Genomic DNA, 14,706 nt, shown 5'->3' with positions numbered 1-14,706 from the left:
TCGGTGGAGCCAGGCAGCAGGGGTTCGAGGGTTTCCGATGTCCTGAGACATCACAAAAGCGCGGCCACCGCTGGGACCGGGAACGGCCGGAGGCCTGAACACGGTGATCGGGCTTCCATCTGCGCCCTACGCCGTATCTCCTCCTGCCGGGCATGCGGTCTTTTGTGTGAGCAGGGTACAGAGCAGGGCCGTGAGCACGAAGCCGACCACCACGGGGACCCCTATCAGCATGCCGAATGCAAGGGTCTCGTTGGACATCCAGGAGTCATAGTCCGGCTGGATGACGACGACCGCCAGCATGACGAAGGGGGCCACCAGACCAACGGCCGGCCAGTGGGGCAGGCGGGCCAACCACGCAGCCACCATGCTGAGCGGGAAGGGCGTCAGCGCAAACGCCATTGCCAGCTTGAGCTCGGAATCCGAGTCGGTGGTCGGCCAGGCGAGGAGGAGCAGCAGCAAGACCGCCACTGCGGACCCGGCCAAGGCCGACCTCAATAGGAGACGCACAGCGTGATTGTCGCAAATCAGGGGCGGACAGGTCGATATACGAAAACTGGCCTGCGGAACCTCGGCGGCCAGTAAAGGCCAGTCGTCAGACGACGGTCTTCCCGATCATGCATCCTGGAGCGTGTGACCATGCCGCAACTCCCCGACCCGTTGCCACCCGGGACAAGCCGAGCAGGCCGGGGCCACGGGGCCAAGGTCGTTCCTCCAGTTGAGGGCTCCACCTTGTCCCCGTGGCCCCGGCTTTCCCTTCCCTATGTCGGCGAGATGGAGCTTCCGGATTGTGTTCAAGGTCGTTGGAGCCTTACAGCAAGGAAGGATGGCGCTTGGTGGAGCTTGTTGTAAGCGGCTTCGTCGATTTCCCGGAGGTCGGCCGTGGGGCGCGGTTCGATGAGCTGCTGAAGTACGAACCCTGCGGCCAGTAGCTCGTTTAGGAAGGTCTCCAGTGGCAGGCGCTGGTAGTGGATCGAGAGCTGCCTGTCTCCGATGGGGAGGTCTCTCCAGTCGTGGCTGAAGTACGAGCCTCCGAAGTGGCCCCAGTCGGCTGTGGGATGCGTGGTCGATATCAGGAGCCATCCACTTGGACGCAGGACGCGGCGTAGTTCACCCAGCAGTTGCACGCGGTTTCTGACGTGCTCGTATACGAGGGCGCAGACTGCCCCGTCGAAGGATGCGTCAGCGGCGAAACCGAGTGGCTCTTCGAGATCATGAAGGAATAGTTCTGCTTGGCCGTGCACGTGTGCTTGCGCGTGGCGCAGTAGTGTGGCGCTGCCTTCGACTCCGACGACCTGGGCACCACGGGCCGAGAGCTCGGCCGCATAGTGGCCTGCTCCACAGCCGACATCCAGGATTCTGGCCCCGGAGACATTGCCCGCGAGTCGAAGCATCGCGGGTCTGTCGGTGTAGGCGTTGTAGGGGCTCGTCCCTGCGTGTTCCGCGAAGTGGTCGCCGAGTGCGTCATGATAAGCAGTCGCCTTGTGCATCGGGACATCATGGCGCTGCCGCTCGTCCTCTTGCCATCGAGTTTCAGGAGACGGTGGATGGTCCGGGTCCTGGCCTGAGTGGCCTTGCGAAGACCGGCGGTGGAGCGGTCTCATGCGGCGCTCGGTCGGCGAGTTCGGTGGGTATGGCGCGGATGGCGCTACGCGGCGCGCCGTTGCGGTACTGGCTGCGGACGGGGCGGCCGGTCTGCTTTTCCAGTTCGGCAATGTTGATGAAGTCGAGTGCGGGCGGGGTGGCGATGATCTGGACGGTCCAGCCGGCGTCTTGGGCGAGGGTGACGAGGCGGCCGACGTCGGGGGCTGGTCCTGCGGCGCAGACGATGATGTAGAGGACCTTGCCGGGTTGGGTCACGCGTGGACTCCCAGGGTTGCCGCGTAGTCGCGGGCTTCGCGGCGGACGCTGATCGGGGCGGTTGCCAGGATGTCACGTACGAGCCGGAGGGCTGTGGGGCGGCCGGTGACTTCTTCGGGGGCGATCTCGCCTGCGGCGCGCAGGATGTGCAGGGCTCGGTCGTGCTGGTTGCGCATGAGGAAGGCGCGGGAGGTGTCGAGGAGCAGGGTGGCCTTGCGTTCGTTGATCGGGAGCTGGTCCAGTTCGACCTGGCGGGCGTAGTCGATGGCGGTGCCGGCGTCGCCGAAGCGCAGGGCGACGTTGACGCGGTGGCACAGGACGTTGTTGGGACCGAACGCGGTCCACATGTGGTTGGCGTCGTGGCCGAGTCTGGTTCCTGCTTCGGCGGCTTCGTCGAGGAGTTCGGCGGTGTTGTGGCGGTTGCCGGTGCTGGCGGCGGCGATGGCACCGCGCAGCAGTAGTGATCCGTAGATGGACAGGTCGTCCGGCGAGGGTGCGGACAGGTCGGCGTCCATGCGTTGGGCTGAGCCGCGTGCGGTGTCGGTGGCGGCGAGGTGGTGGCCGCCGTCCATGAGGGCGTGGGTGATGCTTGCGCAGGAGGGCGGGCAGCTTGGCGGTCACCTGGGTGTCGAATGCTCAGCTGAGGCACGCGCGAACACTTGCTCACCTTCCTCTGGCGGCACTTCGGCAAGCGCCTCGCCGGAGCCCATCGCATCCAGTCGCCTCTGCCATAGCGAGCCGTCGCGTTGCCGTGGTCGCAAGGTCTCAGCTCGCTGGGGCCGGCCCTGCTCACGTTTCTGGTAATCGCCGCGTACTCGAGACCGGACCTGCTGGAGGCGGGCTGCACGGTCACGAGCCGGCTCGCGACCTGGACATCAGTGCCCAGACGATCCACAAGTATGGCTCGACAAGTGGAGCCGAACGAAACCGTCCTGGCCATGCATATCCATACGAATATCGAACCCGGCCCGGCAGCCGGACCGCGCTCCCCGAACCGGCCGGTAATCGCGCTGTCCCTGCTCAGCAGCTCTCGCTGCTCAGAGCAGATCTGCCCCAGGCAGATCCTGTCGACACGGGTCCGGGTCGCCTCACAAGATGGACGCATGAGCGAAGAATCGAAACTTCCGCTGTTCAACCCACGAATGAGACGCGAACTCTATGAGCAGCGTGTTCTCGTTCTCGACGGCCCTCTCGACGACGACAATGGGACGCTGCTGGCCACCCAGCTGATGGCACTCGCCACGCAGGATGCGTCGTCCGATATCGCCTTGTGGATTCATTCCCCAGGTGGCTCGGTCCCGTCGATGCTTGCGATCCGCGACATCATGCGTCTCATTCCCTGTGACGTATCGACCCTCGTCCTGGGTATCGCTTACAGTGCCGGGCAGTTCCTGCTGTCGTCGGGGGCCCGTGGGAAGCGCCGCGCTCTACCGCACTCACGAGTCCTGATGCACCAAGGCTCGGCGGGAATCGGTGGCACCGCGGTCGACATCGAACTGCAGGCCGGCGACCTTCGGCATACGCGCGACACGGTGCTCGGTCTGATTGCCGAGGACACAGGTCAGCCTGTCGAGCGCATATTCGAGGATTCTCTGCACGATCGTTGGTACACGGCACAGGAAGCACTGGACTACGGCTTCATCGACGCCATCGTGCAGAACTTCGACGAAGTCGCGCCACAAAACCGCCCACGGCTCGGATTCGGCGTCACCCAAGGAGTCGGCCAGTGACCACATATACGATCCCGAACGTCATCGCCTCGAACCCTCGTGGCGAGCGGATCATGGATGTCTACTCGCACCTGCTCACCGAGCGGATCGTCTACCTGGGCACCGCAATCGACGCGGGCGTCGCGAATGCTCTCATCGCGCAGCTGATCTTTCTGGAATCAGACAACCCCGAGGCGGAGATCCAGTTCTATATCAACTGCGAAGGCGGAGACCCGAGCGCGATGCTCGCGATCTACGACACCATGCGCCATATCCGCCCGCGGGTTTCGACGACCTGTGTGGGACAGGCCGTCGCGGTGGGTGCCGTACTTCTCGCCGCGGGCGCCGAAGGCAAACGTGCCGCTCTCCCACACGCACGGATCATCCTGCACCAGCCGGCAGCCCAGGGGCGCGGAGCGATCCCCGATCTCATCTTGCAGGCCGACGAGGTCGTACGTGTCCGGGCGGACATCGAGCGCATACTTTCACGGCACACCGGCCAGACGGTCGAGACCCTGCGCGCCGACACCGATCACGATCGCGTGTTCACCGCTACCGCGGCCTTGGAGTACGGGCTCCTCGATCAGATCATCGAGGAGCGTTCATAGACTCGTGGACAACCCCGGCAAGCCGCACTACGCGGCCAGAGCATACGCCGCCGAGCAGGTGGCACCTCTCGATGCGCCCTGCTGAGCAGGCCGCAAACTCTCGGCAACGGCAAGGGTCAGATCGACCAGGGTCACATCCAGCGCGCCGGCGACCGCGGCGATCATTTCGCTCGACGGCTCCTTGACGCCTCGTTCGATCTCGGAGAGATATTGCGGCGAGACTCCGGCGCGGCTTGCCGTCTCGCTCAACTTCTCGCCCCGCTCATGGCGAAGCCCTCTCAAGCACTCACCGAGCACCTGCCGCCACAGCGGCTCGCGAGCCGGAGACGGCTCGGGGGCGGTCCGATTGATCGCTAGACGCGACGGCATGGATGAGGCCATACCTCACCATAGGTCGATGGCGCGTTCGAGTTCTGCCGGCTTCGCGCAGAGCAGAACCGTCTCCGCTTACCCTTGCCCAGCCCATTTGCGCGCTCACCGAGCGGTCGTCGCGGCGGCGACCACTCGGTGAAGCCGAAGACCAGCCACGTGAGCACCGCTTGCGCAGGTGGTGTTCCCTTCATGATGAGGATCCGGTCGAGTCCTGCCGGAGCTTAGCCGCCGAACGCAGCAAACCCAGATCAAACCCTGTGACCCACTATTCGGCTCCCACAGTCCAGAACAGTCGTTGATCTTTGAGATGCTGCGGCAGCACACATCGCCGGGACGGGCGCTTTGCTGCTCGCCATCGCCGAATGCGTTCACTGGGCCATGCCCGACGTGTTGTGCGGAGAGTCAACGCATGTGGGCATGGCGAGGCAGTCCGGTGATGGTTGTCGCGGTTCTCATGGTCTGAAGAGGCGCTCGCGCAGCAGCCTGTACATGGTGGCCTGCGAGCACAGGTAGGTGCCCTCATCCAGCAGGATCGCCCACACCTGTCCCGCCGACTTGTCGGCGAACAGGGGCGAGTCCAGCACCGCCAGCACATGCGCCCGTTCCTCTTCGGACAACTCTGGGTGATGAAACGGGCGGCGCGGGCCCTGCTGGCGCGGCGTCGGATTCCGCTGCCGATACAGGCTGGCGCGGGCCTTGCCGAGGATCTCACACGCCCCGCTCGTGCCGACGGCTGCCTCCATCGCCGGGAAATCCTCGTCGAGGACCCGGTTCAGCTCTCGCCGGAGTCCGCGCTGCTTGAGATGTCTTCCAGCAGCGCGAATGCTTTTCCCGCGATATCCAGCGCGGTCTTCCTCTTCCCAAGCTTGCCGGCGAGTTTTTCGTTCCTGGCCTCGAGCCTGGCCGCACCGGCCTTGAATTCCTTGTTCTCGGCTCGCAACCGGGCCAGCTCCTCCGACTCCGCGTCCTTTTCGGCTTACCCGTCGGTGAGGCCAACGTTCCGTTCTCCTGCTGTGTTCTCCAGTGCTCGATGTGCGAGTGATACAGCCTTTCCCGGCGCATCAGGGCGCCACGCTCGGGGCTGCCTTCGGGCAGGGCGTCATAGGTCGCCAAGATCCGCGCCTTGTAGGCCGCGGTGAACGTCCGGCGCGCTGGCCTGCTCACCCGCTTGTCGGTCACCTGACCACCCTGCCCCGGTCGGACAGCCTGGTCAGCGAGGGTGATCGTCACTGTCTCGATCGTCCCGTCTCGCCCTGCTTCGCATCAAAAGGACTCGTCCGGTGCTGGCCGAGCAGACCGACGAATGGACCGAAGCACGCCGCTACATGGGCCTGGACATCCTGGCCAAAGCCCGCGTCCGACTAATCGCCAGCGACACACCAGCCCAGAAGCCACTCCTACAGACACTTATCGCTTAACCTGCAAAAACAGGATCACGCGAAGATCGATTCATACACCACGTCCGTGGACGTAAGCGTCTATGAACGCAAGCCCGAACATCACGAAGCTCTGATCTGGCGGGCCACCGTGCACCAGATGACCCGCCGCCTGACACGCGAACTCGCTGGACGGCCACCCGCAAGTCGTTGGAACGGCCCGCCGCCGCTGCCGCTGTTGTCCAGCCCCGACCGGCGCGGCAAGGTCCTGCAGCTCCTGACCGCCCAGCCCTGGCGGGCCTGGAGAGGAAGCGAACTGGCCGCCATCCTCGGCATCGAGAACGTCAACGGCTTCCGCGGCCAACTATCCCAATGGTCCCACCAGGGCTACGTCAACAAGATCTACGGGCCCATGCCCGCCACGACTTAAGCCTTAGTCAGCAGGCTCTCAGTCGTGGTGGTCCCAGCGGTTGCCGGCGCCGGGGACACTTGGCCGCAGGTGCTCCCGCCCTCCGCAGAACCCAGCGACAGTGACGTTCTCGAACGAGCTCTCCGTGGATGCGTAGAGCCCGACGCCGCCGCTGCGGACAACGGTGTCGCGGCCCTTCAGGACCTGAACGCCGTTCAACGTCACGGTGATGCGGTCGCCGTGAATCGCCGCACCCAGTCGCACGGGACCTGTCAACGGGTTGCTGATGGATGCCGTGGCCACTGTGACGGGACCCGACGCGTGAGCCTCGCGGATGATGCTCGCGTACTGGGTTCCGTTGCTCGTCTTGCCGACGTGGATCCGATATCCGTACGCGTCCGTGGTGTCTCGCAGCGAGATTCCTGCGTTACCGACGGATCCGTCGATCGTGACCGTGGTCTCCACGACATAGTCGCACGCCTCGGAGAAGCGCGCCGGCAGTGTCGAGTCGGCCAGTACGTGCGCCCGGCCACCGGCAGGCGTGAGGCGCAACTTGCCCGAGGCGACGGACACGGACCCTGTTATTCCTCGCCAACCGGCCTGATCGAGCCCTTCCCTGATCACGATGTTGTCGAAGGTCGCGGCCCGCCGATGCGTGAAGGCGGCGGCACCACCCGTCGGCAGCTGTCCGTCGTCCGCGGAGATCGACGTATCGCCGACTTTGGCGCTCAGATGCCTCCCGATCGCGGATACGACCAGCTTGTGCGGGACGTTGGCGCCGGTCGGCAGTGCGGTCTCCGCGAGAACCGTGGTCGTCGAGTTGTATATCTTCACGAGCTTCAGCGTCGCTCCCGACGTGGAGTTGAGCACTTCGGCCCGGTAGTAGTTGCGGGAATCGTGGTAGCGGAACGCGAGACCGGTACGGGCCGTCGTCTGGCCGCGTGCCCCGGGAACGATGTCCGCGGCCATGACCACGTCATCGGGTACGTCCTGCAGCGCCGCGAACGACACCATGTCCGCAGTCGAGGTCTGTGCCAGCTGTGCGCCGGTGAGCGCCCAGGTCCCCTGGACCGGCGTCCAGCCGCCGAAGGATCCGTTGAAGTCATGGACGGTGCGGTCCAGGCCGGCATCGTCGAACTCGTCGTTGAGCACGGGTGCCGGGGCAAAGTGTTCCTCGAGTGACACGGTGATGAGGTCGCCCGCGCGGGTGAAGGTGACCGGGGTGCCGTTGACCGTCACCGCGTTCGCGTTCGGCGCGTTGATGGAGAGCGTGCCGGTGAACGGGTCCCCAAGCGAGATCCGGGCGGTCGTGCCGCGCAGTTCCACACTGGCATCGGACACCGGCGCGGATGCGCTGATGACGGTGTTGCCTTGGTCGATCAGCGATGACCCTCTGGTCAGCGCGTACCTGGTGAGCCCGCCACCCGAAGCACGCTCGAGGTAGGCGGTCTCGGCGTTGGTCGTGGCGGTCCCGAACGCCCTCGACGAGGGAGTCGCCTCGCGCGAAAGGTAGAAGCGTCCGGTCGCGTCCGGCAGGGCGATCTCCATCGCCGTCGCCACGGAGTGACTCACCCCGGGCATGGCGATGCGCTTCGCCGTCACCGAGGGCGCCGCGCCGGCCCTGCCGGGAACCACGACCGTGTCCAGTCCCGTCGGCCCGGTGGAGGACCAGTCGTACGACAGGTAGTCGACGTTGGTGAGTACCTGCTCGCCGACGCGTACGGCGCCCTTCTTGTGGACCCTGGGGGTTACCGCGGCGCCGGCCGTTGCCACCGGGATGAGCTGCACGCCGGCGACGGGTGCGGCTCCGGGCACGGTGTCGAACCCGACCGTGGCGACCTTCGTCGTCGGATTGACGGTCACCGGATCACCGGGGAAGTGCCAGAGCTGCCGGTATTTGTGCGCGGCGGTGTCACCGGTGAGGTCGTCGGAGACCACCCAGAAGCCGGGCTTGACGAAGTAGACCGCGCGATCGTGCGCGACCGGCCGGTAGCCCATCGCCGCACCGCGGTAGATGTCGAGGCCCGCGTTCGAGCGCCACAGCGACGTTGTGCGGGGGACGCCGGCGGTCTGCGAGCGTCCGTCGACCTCGATGGTGTTGTGCGCTTCGGTGGTACGGCGCATCCAGTCGTTCGTCGGAGTCGCGCTGTAGTCCCCCACCCCCGAGTCGACGATCAGCGGACGCCCGTACGCCGCCATCACCAGGCTGAGGTCGTCCGGATGCCGATGCGAGGCGGTGTAACTGGAATTCTGGTTGTTGATCAGCATGTACCGGGCATCGGCGTCCCACCCGGAACGCTGAACCGCGAAGCTGATCGGAAACACCGTGGACGACAGCGTCGGGGCGGTCCCCTCCGTTCGGCCGGAGGCGACCCAGGTGAAATCGGGCCAGGAGTTGCGTACACCGCTCCTGCGAATGGCCGACGTACCCGCGTAGTTGTTCGGCGTGTCGCCGATCGCCGCGGGTTCGAGATTCGGCTGACGGGTCGCGAACAGCGAATCCGCGATCCAGTCGGCCCCCTGGACGAGCGAATCAGGAACGGTTCGCCCGTTGGCATCCGCGACTGCTATGACGGAGTTGAGCATATCCGCCACGTATGCCTGATAGTTGAACGCCGGCTCGCGGTACACACCGTCGCCCTTCACGTGCGCGCGCAGGAACCGCTCGGCCGAGCGCACCGCGAACCACTCCCAGCCAGACGATGACGAGAACTCGGGCAGAAACACGGCTGCCGCGTGGACGGAGCGGGCCATCGACATGTACCAGTTGTTTCCGACATGTATCTGCATCACGCCGACGAGGTAGTCCGTCGTGGCGTGCACGCCGGACATGTACGCCACGAGATCGCTCGCGTCGATGCCAGGATCGGTCCGGAACACGGAAAACGCGCCGACCAGCTGGGCGAGCCGCTTGGCTGCCGACAGGTTGCGGCCCTGCGGCCAGCTCTGATTGTCGGCGAAGAAGTCCAGCGAGATGTCCATCCACGCCGCCGCGTACGCCGCACGCTTTGCCGGGTCGCTCTCGGACACGTAGGCGTATGTCAGTTTGGGCATGAACGTGAAGTCGCTCATCAAAGTCTGCGCGCTGCCCGGGGTGGTCTGCGTCCCACCCCAAAGGTCCTGCCAGTCGACGTCGATCCGCTGCTCGGCGCTGTTGTAGAAGTCGCGGGTCTCGGCGCCGAACCGGAAGATCCCCGCCGCGAGCTCGTCGGGGCCCGAGTCGCCACCGCCCAGGCCCTCGGCCGGAGCCGGGTAGTGGACGTCGGCGCGGCCCGCGTAATACACCTTGAGCTCGCTCGCGGCGCCCTGTTCATCACCGGCGGCCAGCTTGGCCGCCACCGCGCCGAGCCCCGGGCGCGTCAGGTCGAGCAGCCCGCCGAGATCCGACATGTCGGCGACGGCGGCACTGCCCGGCGACAGAAAAGCCGCCACCAGAGCCAGCACGACCGCCGCACGGACCCGACCACGCGTGTACCAACGTAACTTGCTCCGTCTCACCACTGTCCTCTCCCTATTGCCGTGAGAGTGTCAGCCGAGTCCAGCGCGTCAACCACCCGCCTGCTCCTCGTACTCGGCCTTGATCTTGTTGCCCACCCGGTCCATGAACTTCGTGATGGCCGGCTGCCACGCCGAGACGGGCTTGTTCCCCAGCTGGATCTCCAGCAGCACCGAGTCGAGTTCCTGCTGCTCGCTGGCAGCCTTGCTGGCGGCGGTCTCCGAGTACAGCCCGAGGGTCGGGTCCGCGACGGCAAGCGGGACGCCGGCGACCTGGTGGTCGTGCTGGTCCTGCACGGCCTGGCGGTTGCCCGGCTCGTAGATGACGGGCGCTGCCTCGGCGAGGTACCGCACCGGCAGGAATATCTGGCTGCGCCCGCCCTCGGTGAGGGTCGGGTCGGAGCCGTTGCGGTTGAACGTCTGGCCCTCGACGCCGTACCGGAGGGCCAGGTACTCGCTGCTGCCGAAGGGTGCGCACAACCAGTCGAGGACCTTGAGGATCTGCTTGATCCGGTCGGCGTTGTCGGTCTTGGCGATGGCGGTGAAGCTGGACAGGGTCGGACCGGGCGTGCGTACCTGCGTCCCTGCGCCGTCGCGGGTGGGCGAGAGCATGCCGGTCAGGCGGAAGTCGGGGACGTCTTTCGCCTGGCCGTAAAACTTGCCCCACCCGGCGTACCCGCCGATGGTGAACGAGGTCGTGCCGGCCAGCATCCACCCGTTGCGCTTGGTGTTGGGCGCGCCCGCGTGGTCGGGATGCATCACCCCCGACTTCACCAGCTCGACGGTGTCCTCGAGGGCCTGCGTGAACTGCGGTGTCGTCCCGGAGTGGGTGAAGACGCCACCTTCGGCCTGCCAGGCGCCGGCGCCGCCGGGCCAGTTGCCGGTGATCCCGTTCATCTCAAGGATCGTGGTGAACGGGATCTGCCCGAACGCCCACCGACCGGCCCGCTCGTCGGTCAGCGCGCCCGCCATCTGCTTGAACTCGTCCCACGACTTGGGCTGGAGGCCAAGTCCTGCCTTGGTTAGCAGGTCGGCCCGGGTGTACAGCACAGTGCCGATCCGCGCCCGCGGCACGGGGATGCCCCAGATCCGCCCGTCGTAGACGGTGCCGCGCCAGGCATCGGTAGGCAGGGCGGCGAGGTTCGGATAGGCGAGGACCGCGTCCCCGGACAGGTACTCGGTGAGGTCGGTGAATGTCGCCTTCAGCATGGCCGGCATCTGCTGGACAACGCCCTGGATAGCCACTATGTCGGGCAGATCGCCACCGGCGATGGTCGTGGCGACCTTGCTCTTGTAGTCCGCCGAGGCGACGTACGTGATCTTCAGTTCGGTGCCGAGTTTGTCGTTGAGGTTCTGCCAGTAGGGGTTCGAGCCGAGCGCGGGGGCGATCGGGTCGTAGGTGTACGTCAGTGCCGTGACGGCTTCGCCCCGCACCGGTTGTGATGCGGCGCTGGAGGTGGCCGGGTAGGTGAAGTATCCCGGCGACACCCCGGCCGGCTCGGCGGCCAGGTCGGGCGCGACCGCGGTGACGGGCTTGTAGGTGGGCAGCTTGAGCGACCCGGTCGAGATGTTCGGCGAACTCGGGCCGCCGTCGCCGCAGGCCCCGAGCAGCGGGGCCAGCCCTGTTGCCGCGCCGAGTGCCAGGACGTGGCGGCGGCTGAAGGTGGGTGCCACGACGTCTCCTTTCCACATCGTGTGGACGACCGGTCAGCCCTTGACGGCGCCGACCATGAGTCCCTTGGCGAAGTGCTTTTGGATGAAGGGGTAGATGAACAGGATGGGCAGGACGGAGATGACAAGAATCGCCATCTGGATGGAGATTTGTGGTGGCAGGTTCTCCAGGTTCGAGCTGAGCTGGTCGGACCCGATCGGGGTGTTGTTGACGACGTAGGTGCGCAGCACCAGTTGCAGCGGCCACTTTTCCGACGACTGGAGGTACAACATCGCGGAGAAGAAGGCGTTCCAGTACGCCACTGCGTAGAACAGCCCGATCACGGCGACGACCGCCTTCGACAGTGGCAGGACGATCCGCAGCAGGATGCGCATCTCCCCGGCACCGTCTATATAGGCGCTTTCCCGCAGCTCGCCTGGGATTCCCTGGAAGAACGCGCGCATGACGATGACGTTGAACGCGTTCACCAGCACCGGCAGGATCAGTGCCAGGTAGTTGTCCAGCAGGCCAAGCTGTTTGACCGTCAGGTACATCGGGATGATGCCCGGGTTGAACAGCAGGGTGAACACCGTCATCAGCAGGATCGGCTTGTGCAGCAACGAACCTGGCCGCGACAGCGCGTACGCCAGTGCGATCGTGGAGACGAGGCTGAGTGCCGTGCCGACCGCGGTGATGCCGGCGCTCACCAGCAGCGCGCGGGTGACGATTCCTCCGGACAGGACGGCCCGGTAGGAGTCCAGCGTCGGTTCGTTCGTCCACAGCACGAAGCCGCCCGCCCTGTTGATCTCCTCCGGGGAGGCGATGCTGGTGATGAGCACCGCCCAGAACGGCACCAAAACCGCCAGGCAGCCCAGGCCGAGCACGAGTCCCCGCGCACCGAACCCCAGCTTGCTGGGCTCGCCCATCCAGACCGGACGCTGGCTGCGGCCCGAGCGTGGCCGCCGCAGCCCTGCGCCCGCGGCGGGGCGCGCCACGGACACCGCGGTCGGCACAGGTCGGCTCGTCACTTGGCGTACACCCCCTGCTCGCCCAGGGCGTGGGCCAACCGGTTGGCGCCGAGCACGAGCGCGACGCCGACAATGCCTTTGATCAGCCCCACCGCGGCCGCGGTGCCCCAGTCGCCGCCGACGATCCCGTGGTTGTAGACGTAGGTGTCGAGTACTTCGCTGGCACCGGCGCCGACCTGTGCCTGCTGCAGGATGATCTGCTCGAACCCGACGGACAGCGAGTCACCGAGCCGCAGAATCAGCAGCAGGACGATCACCGGGCGGATGTAGGGCAGGGTCACGTGCCACAGGCGGCGAGCTGCCGAGGCGCCGTCCACCACCGCGGCCTCCATCTGCGCCGGATCCACTCTGGACAGCGCGGCGAGGAAGATGATTGTCGACCAGCCGGTGTCCTTCCAGATCACCTGTGATGTGATCATGAGTTTGAACAACTCGGGCACGCCGACGATGTGAAACGTGGACAGGTCGGCCGAGCGCAGCCAGGCGTTGAGCATCCCGCCGTTGCCGAACATCTGCTGGAACAGGGCAACCACGATGACCCAGGACAGGAAGTGCGGCATGTAGAGGATCGACTGGGTGAGGCGTTTGAGCCGTTCGCTGATGGTCGCGTTCAGGATCAACGCGAGGCAGATCGGCAGCGGGAACACGAAGACCACCTGGATCAGCGTGATGATCAGTGTGTTGACGAGCGCGTTGAGGAACACCGGGTCGCCGGTGAGCACCGGCTCGAAGTTGTCCAGCCCGACGTACGGGCTGTGCCAGATTCCGAGGAACGGCTGGAAGTCCTGGAAGGCGATGATGTTCCCGCCGAGCGGCAGATAGTGGAACAGCAGCAGCGCCGTGACCCCGGGAAGCGCCAGCAGCAGCAGGACCCGGTCGCGCCGCCAGCGGTCGCGCAGGCTACGCATCGCCGGTCTCCACCGGTGCGGGCACGCCGATGGGCCGGCCCGCGACGCAGGCCCGCACCGCCGCCCGCAGCCGGTCGTCGGCATTGGCCGCGACCCTCCTGCTCCGAGCGACCGCGGGCGCCGGGTCGGTGGCGATGTCGGTGACCGCCGCGACGACCGTCGCCGCGGCACGATGGTCGAGCTCGATCACCAGGTCTGGGGCGCCGAGGTCGGCGAACATCTGAGATTTCGTGGTCTCGGTCGGCTGCCGAAGGTAGACGGTCGGGATCGCATGTCGTGCGGCCAGGATCGGCGAATGACACTCCATGCTGACCACCAGCGACGAGACGGCGTAGACCCCGGTCGCCTCCTCCAGCGGCCAGTACCGGTCCAGGAGCCGGACCTGACCGAGCGTCTGTGGACTGAGCAGGCCGGGAAGCTGCTCGTGAGCGAGCTCGACGGCATAGCTCATCTCGGGCACCACGACGGCCGGCAGGCCGCTGACGCGTACCCAGGTCTCGATCGCCGCCGCCAGCACCGCCAGGTCGTGCGTCACGGTGGCTCGGTTGACCGCGTCGCGCCGCATCTGCTCGCGGGTCGGTTCCGTGCCGTAGATCTTCGCATAGGGGGCGTAGCGCAGCCGCGGAACGAAGCAGGCGAACCGACCGGGCTGCAGGCCGAAACCCTCCAGCAGTCGAGCGGCAGCGACGGCGTCAGTGTGGTCGAACGTGAACGTGCCATCCGGCCCGAAGGCGAGGTCGGGCCCGGTTATCTTCTGGCCGCGCAGGGTGGCCAGGGTCAGCGTTTCGCGGCAGTACACGAAGTCGGCGCCGTCGAAACGGTCCTTGACGTCGTCTTCGAGATAGGACGGTGGGAGCAGATCGACCATCTGTGCCAGCTCCGGCAGCGTCGCCATGGTCGGTGGGCACAGCGGATCCACGGTGACCCCGAAGTACCCGTACGGGCGGCCCACGTGCTCGCGCCACCAATCGATCTCGGTGCTCTGGAAGGCGTCGGCGCCCGATCCGTGCACCAGGACGTCCGCGCCGTCGATGGCGGCGGCCAACTCCGGGGTGCTCGGCCCGTCCCCGCCGAGAGTGCCGTCGACGACGCGCAGGTCGGGAAACGCGTGCCGCAGCATGGATCGTTCGCGCTCCTCCAGCCGCACCGGCCAGAGGATGACCTCGACCTCGGGGGCGAACCGCTGAAACGCCCGTACCACGCCAGGAGAGTGAGCCACGTCGCCGATGTTCACCGTCGCCCAAGAGGACCGCAGGAGGACGGTTCGACGTGTCGATGTCATATATACTCCTT

At 66.3% G+C, this 14,706-nt stretch carries 15 protein-coding genes and 1 pseudogene; 4 read left to right on the top strand and 12 right to left on the bottom strand.

Features of this window, described 5'->3' with window-relative positions:
- Nucleotides 1-126: 126 nt before the first annotated feature.
- From ACTWPV_RS36575 to ACTWPV_RS36560, 4 genes are all read right to left on the bottom strand, one after another.
- On the bottom strand, nucleotides 127-459 hold the full coding sequence (locus tag ACTWPV_RS36575; RefSeq protein ID WP_347778780.1) for a hypothetical protein: 333 nt from the start codon (nucleotides 457-459) through the stop codon (nucleotides 127-129).
- A gap of 332 nt (nucleotides 460-791) precedes the next feature.
- Complete coding sequence (locus tag ACTWPV_RS36570; protein ID WP_443155274.1) at nucleotides 792-1,487, bottom strand: class I SAM-dependent methyltransferase; 696 nt, start codon at nucleotides 1,485-1,487, stop codon at nucleotides 792-794.
- Nucleotides 1,488-1,530: 43 nt separating this feature from the next.
- Nucleotides 1,531-1,857 (bottom strand): hypothetical protein, encoded by a 327-nt coding sequence (locus ACTWPV_RS36565; protein WP_443155273.1) that lies wholly within the window; start codon nucleotides 1,855-1,857, stop codon nucleotides 1,531-1,533.
- A complete protein-coding gene (locus tag ACTWPV_RS36560) occupies nucleotides 1,854-2,429 on the bottom strand; it encodes a hypothetical protein (RefSeq protein WP_443155272.1) in 576 nt (191 codons plus the stop codon). The genes ACTWPV_RS36565 and ACTWPV_RS36560 overlap by 4 nt, the downstream gene beginning before the upstream one ends.
- A gap of 531 nt (nucleotides 2,430-2,960) precedes the next feature.
- On the opposite strand from ACTWPV_RS36560, the gene ACTWPV_RS36555 reads away from it, so the two are divergent.
- Nucleotides 2,961-3,587 carry a ClpP family protease gene (locus ACTWPV_RS36555; protein ID WP_443155271.1) on the top strand — a complete coding sequence of 209 codons (627 nt, stop codon included), beginning with the start codon at nucleotides 2,961-2,963 and terminating at the stop codon, nucleotides 3,585-3,587.
- A complete protein-coding gene (locus ACTWPV_RS36550; RefSeq protein ID WP_185101837.1) occupies nucleotides 3,584-4,174 on the top strand; it encodes a ClpP family protease in 591 nt (196 codons plus the stop codon). The genes ACTWPV_RS36555 and ACTWPV_RS36550 overlap by 4 nt, the downstream gene beginning before the upstream one ends.
- A 27-nt stretch (nucleotides 4,175-4,201) precedes the next feature.
- Here ACTWPV_RS36550 and ACTWPV_RS36545 read toward each other — a convergent pair whose 3' ends face one another.
- The 3 genes from ACTWPV_RS36545 to ACTWPV_RS36535 all read right to left on the bottom strand — a co-directional run bounded on the left by ACTWPV_RS36545 (nucleotide 4,202) and on the right by ACTWPV_RS36535 (nucleotide 5,486).
- Nucleotides 4,202-4,555 carry a helix-turn-helix domain-containing protein gene (locus ACTWPV_RS36545; RefSeq protein ID WP_347650799.1) on the bottom strand — a complete coding sequence of 118 codons (354 nt, stop codon included), beginning with the start codon at nucleotides 4,553-4,555 and terminating at the stop codon, nucleotides 4,202-4,204.
- A gap of 443 nt (nucleotides 4,556-4,998) precedes the next feature.
- Nucleotides 4,999-5,289 (bottom strand): hypothetical protein, encoded by a 291-nt coding sequence (locus ACTWPV_RS36540; RefSeq protein WP_443155270.1) that lies wholly within the window; start codon nucleotides 5,287-5,289, stop codon nucleotides 4,999-5,001.
- A gap of 29 nt (nucleotides 5,290-5,318) precedes the next feature.
- A complete protein-coding gene (locus ACTWPV_RS36535) occupies nucleotides 5,319-5,486 on the bottom strand; it encodes a hypothetical protein (protein ID WP_443155269.1) in 168 nt (55 codons plus the stop codon).
- Nucleotides 5,487-5,826: 340 nt separating this feature from the next.
- Here ACTWPV_RS36535 and ACTWPV_RS36530 point away from each other — a divergent pair.
- A pseudogene (locus tag ACTWPV_RS36530) lies at nucleotides 5,827-5,964 on the top strand (IS256 family transposase); the annotation flags it as partial.
- Between the two features lie 46 nt (nucleotides 5,965-6,010).
- Nucleotides 6,011-6,352: a hypothetical protein gene (locus tag ACTWPV_RS36525; protein WP_443155268.1), complete on the top strand. Its 342-nt coding sequence runs from the start codon at nucleotides 6,011-6,013 to the stop codon at nucleotides 6,350-6,352.
- Nucleotides 6,353-6,370: 18 nt separating this feature from the next.
- Here the strand turns inward: ACTWPV_RS36525 and ACTWPV_RS36520 are convergent, their stop codons facing one another.
- From ACTWPV_RS36520 to ACTWPV_RS36500, 5 genes are all read right to left on the bottom strand, one after another.
- On the bottom strand, nucleotides 6,371-9,775 hold the full coding sequence (locus ACTWPV_RS36520; protein WP_443155267.1) for an alginate lyase family protein: 3,405 nt from the start codon (nucleotides 9,773-9,775) through the stop codon (nucleotides 6,371-6,373).
- Nucleotides 9,776-9,877: 102 nt separating this feature from the next.
- Entirely contained in the window at nucleotides 9,878-11,500 is a 1,623-nt protein-coding gene (locus ACTWPV_RS36515; protein WP_443155266.1) for an extracellular solute-binding protein, read from the bottom strand.
- Nucleotides 11,501-11,533: 33 nt separating this feature from the next.
- Nucleotides 11,534-12,505 (bottom strand): carbohydrate ABC transporter permease, encoded by a 972-nt coding sequence (locus ACTWPV_RS36510; protein ID WP_443155265.1) that lies wholly within the window; start codon nucleotides 12,503-12,505, stop codon nucleotides 11,534-11,536.
- Nucleotides 12,502-13,413 carry an ABC transporter permease gene (locus ACTWPV_RS36505; RefSeq protein ID WP_347779519.1) on the bottom strand — a complete coding sequence of 304 codons (912 nt, stop codon included), beginning with the start codon at nucleotides 13,411-13,413 and terminating at the stop codon, nucleotides 12,502-12,504. Before ACTWPV_RS36505 ends, ACTWPV_RS36510 begins: the two co-directional genes overlap by 4 nt.
- Entirely contained in the window at nucleotides 13,406-14,695 is a 1,290-nt protein-coding gene (locus ACTWPV_RS36500) for a polysaccharide pyruvyl transferase family protein (protein WP_443155264.1), read from the bottom strand. The genes ACTWPV_RS36505 and ACTWPV_RS36500 overlap by 8 nt, the downstream gene beginning before the upstream one ends.
- Nucleotides 14,696-14,706: the final 11 nt, after the last annotated feature.

Source organism: Nonomuraea sp. KM88 (assembly GCF_052245635.1).
GTDB lineage: Bacteria > Actinomycetota > Actinomycetes > Streptosporangiales > Streptosporangiaceae > Nonomuraea.
The sequence above is the reverse complement of the archived record's forward strand: the minus strand, read 5'-3'. Positions and strand labels throughout refer to the sequence as shown.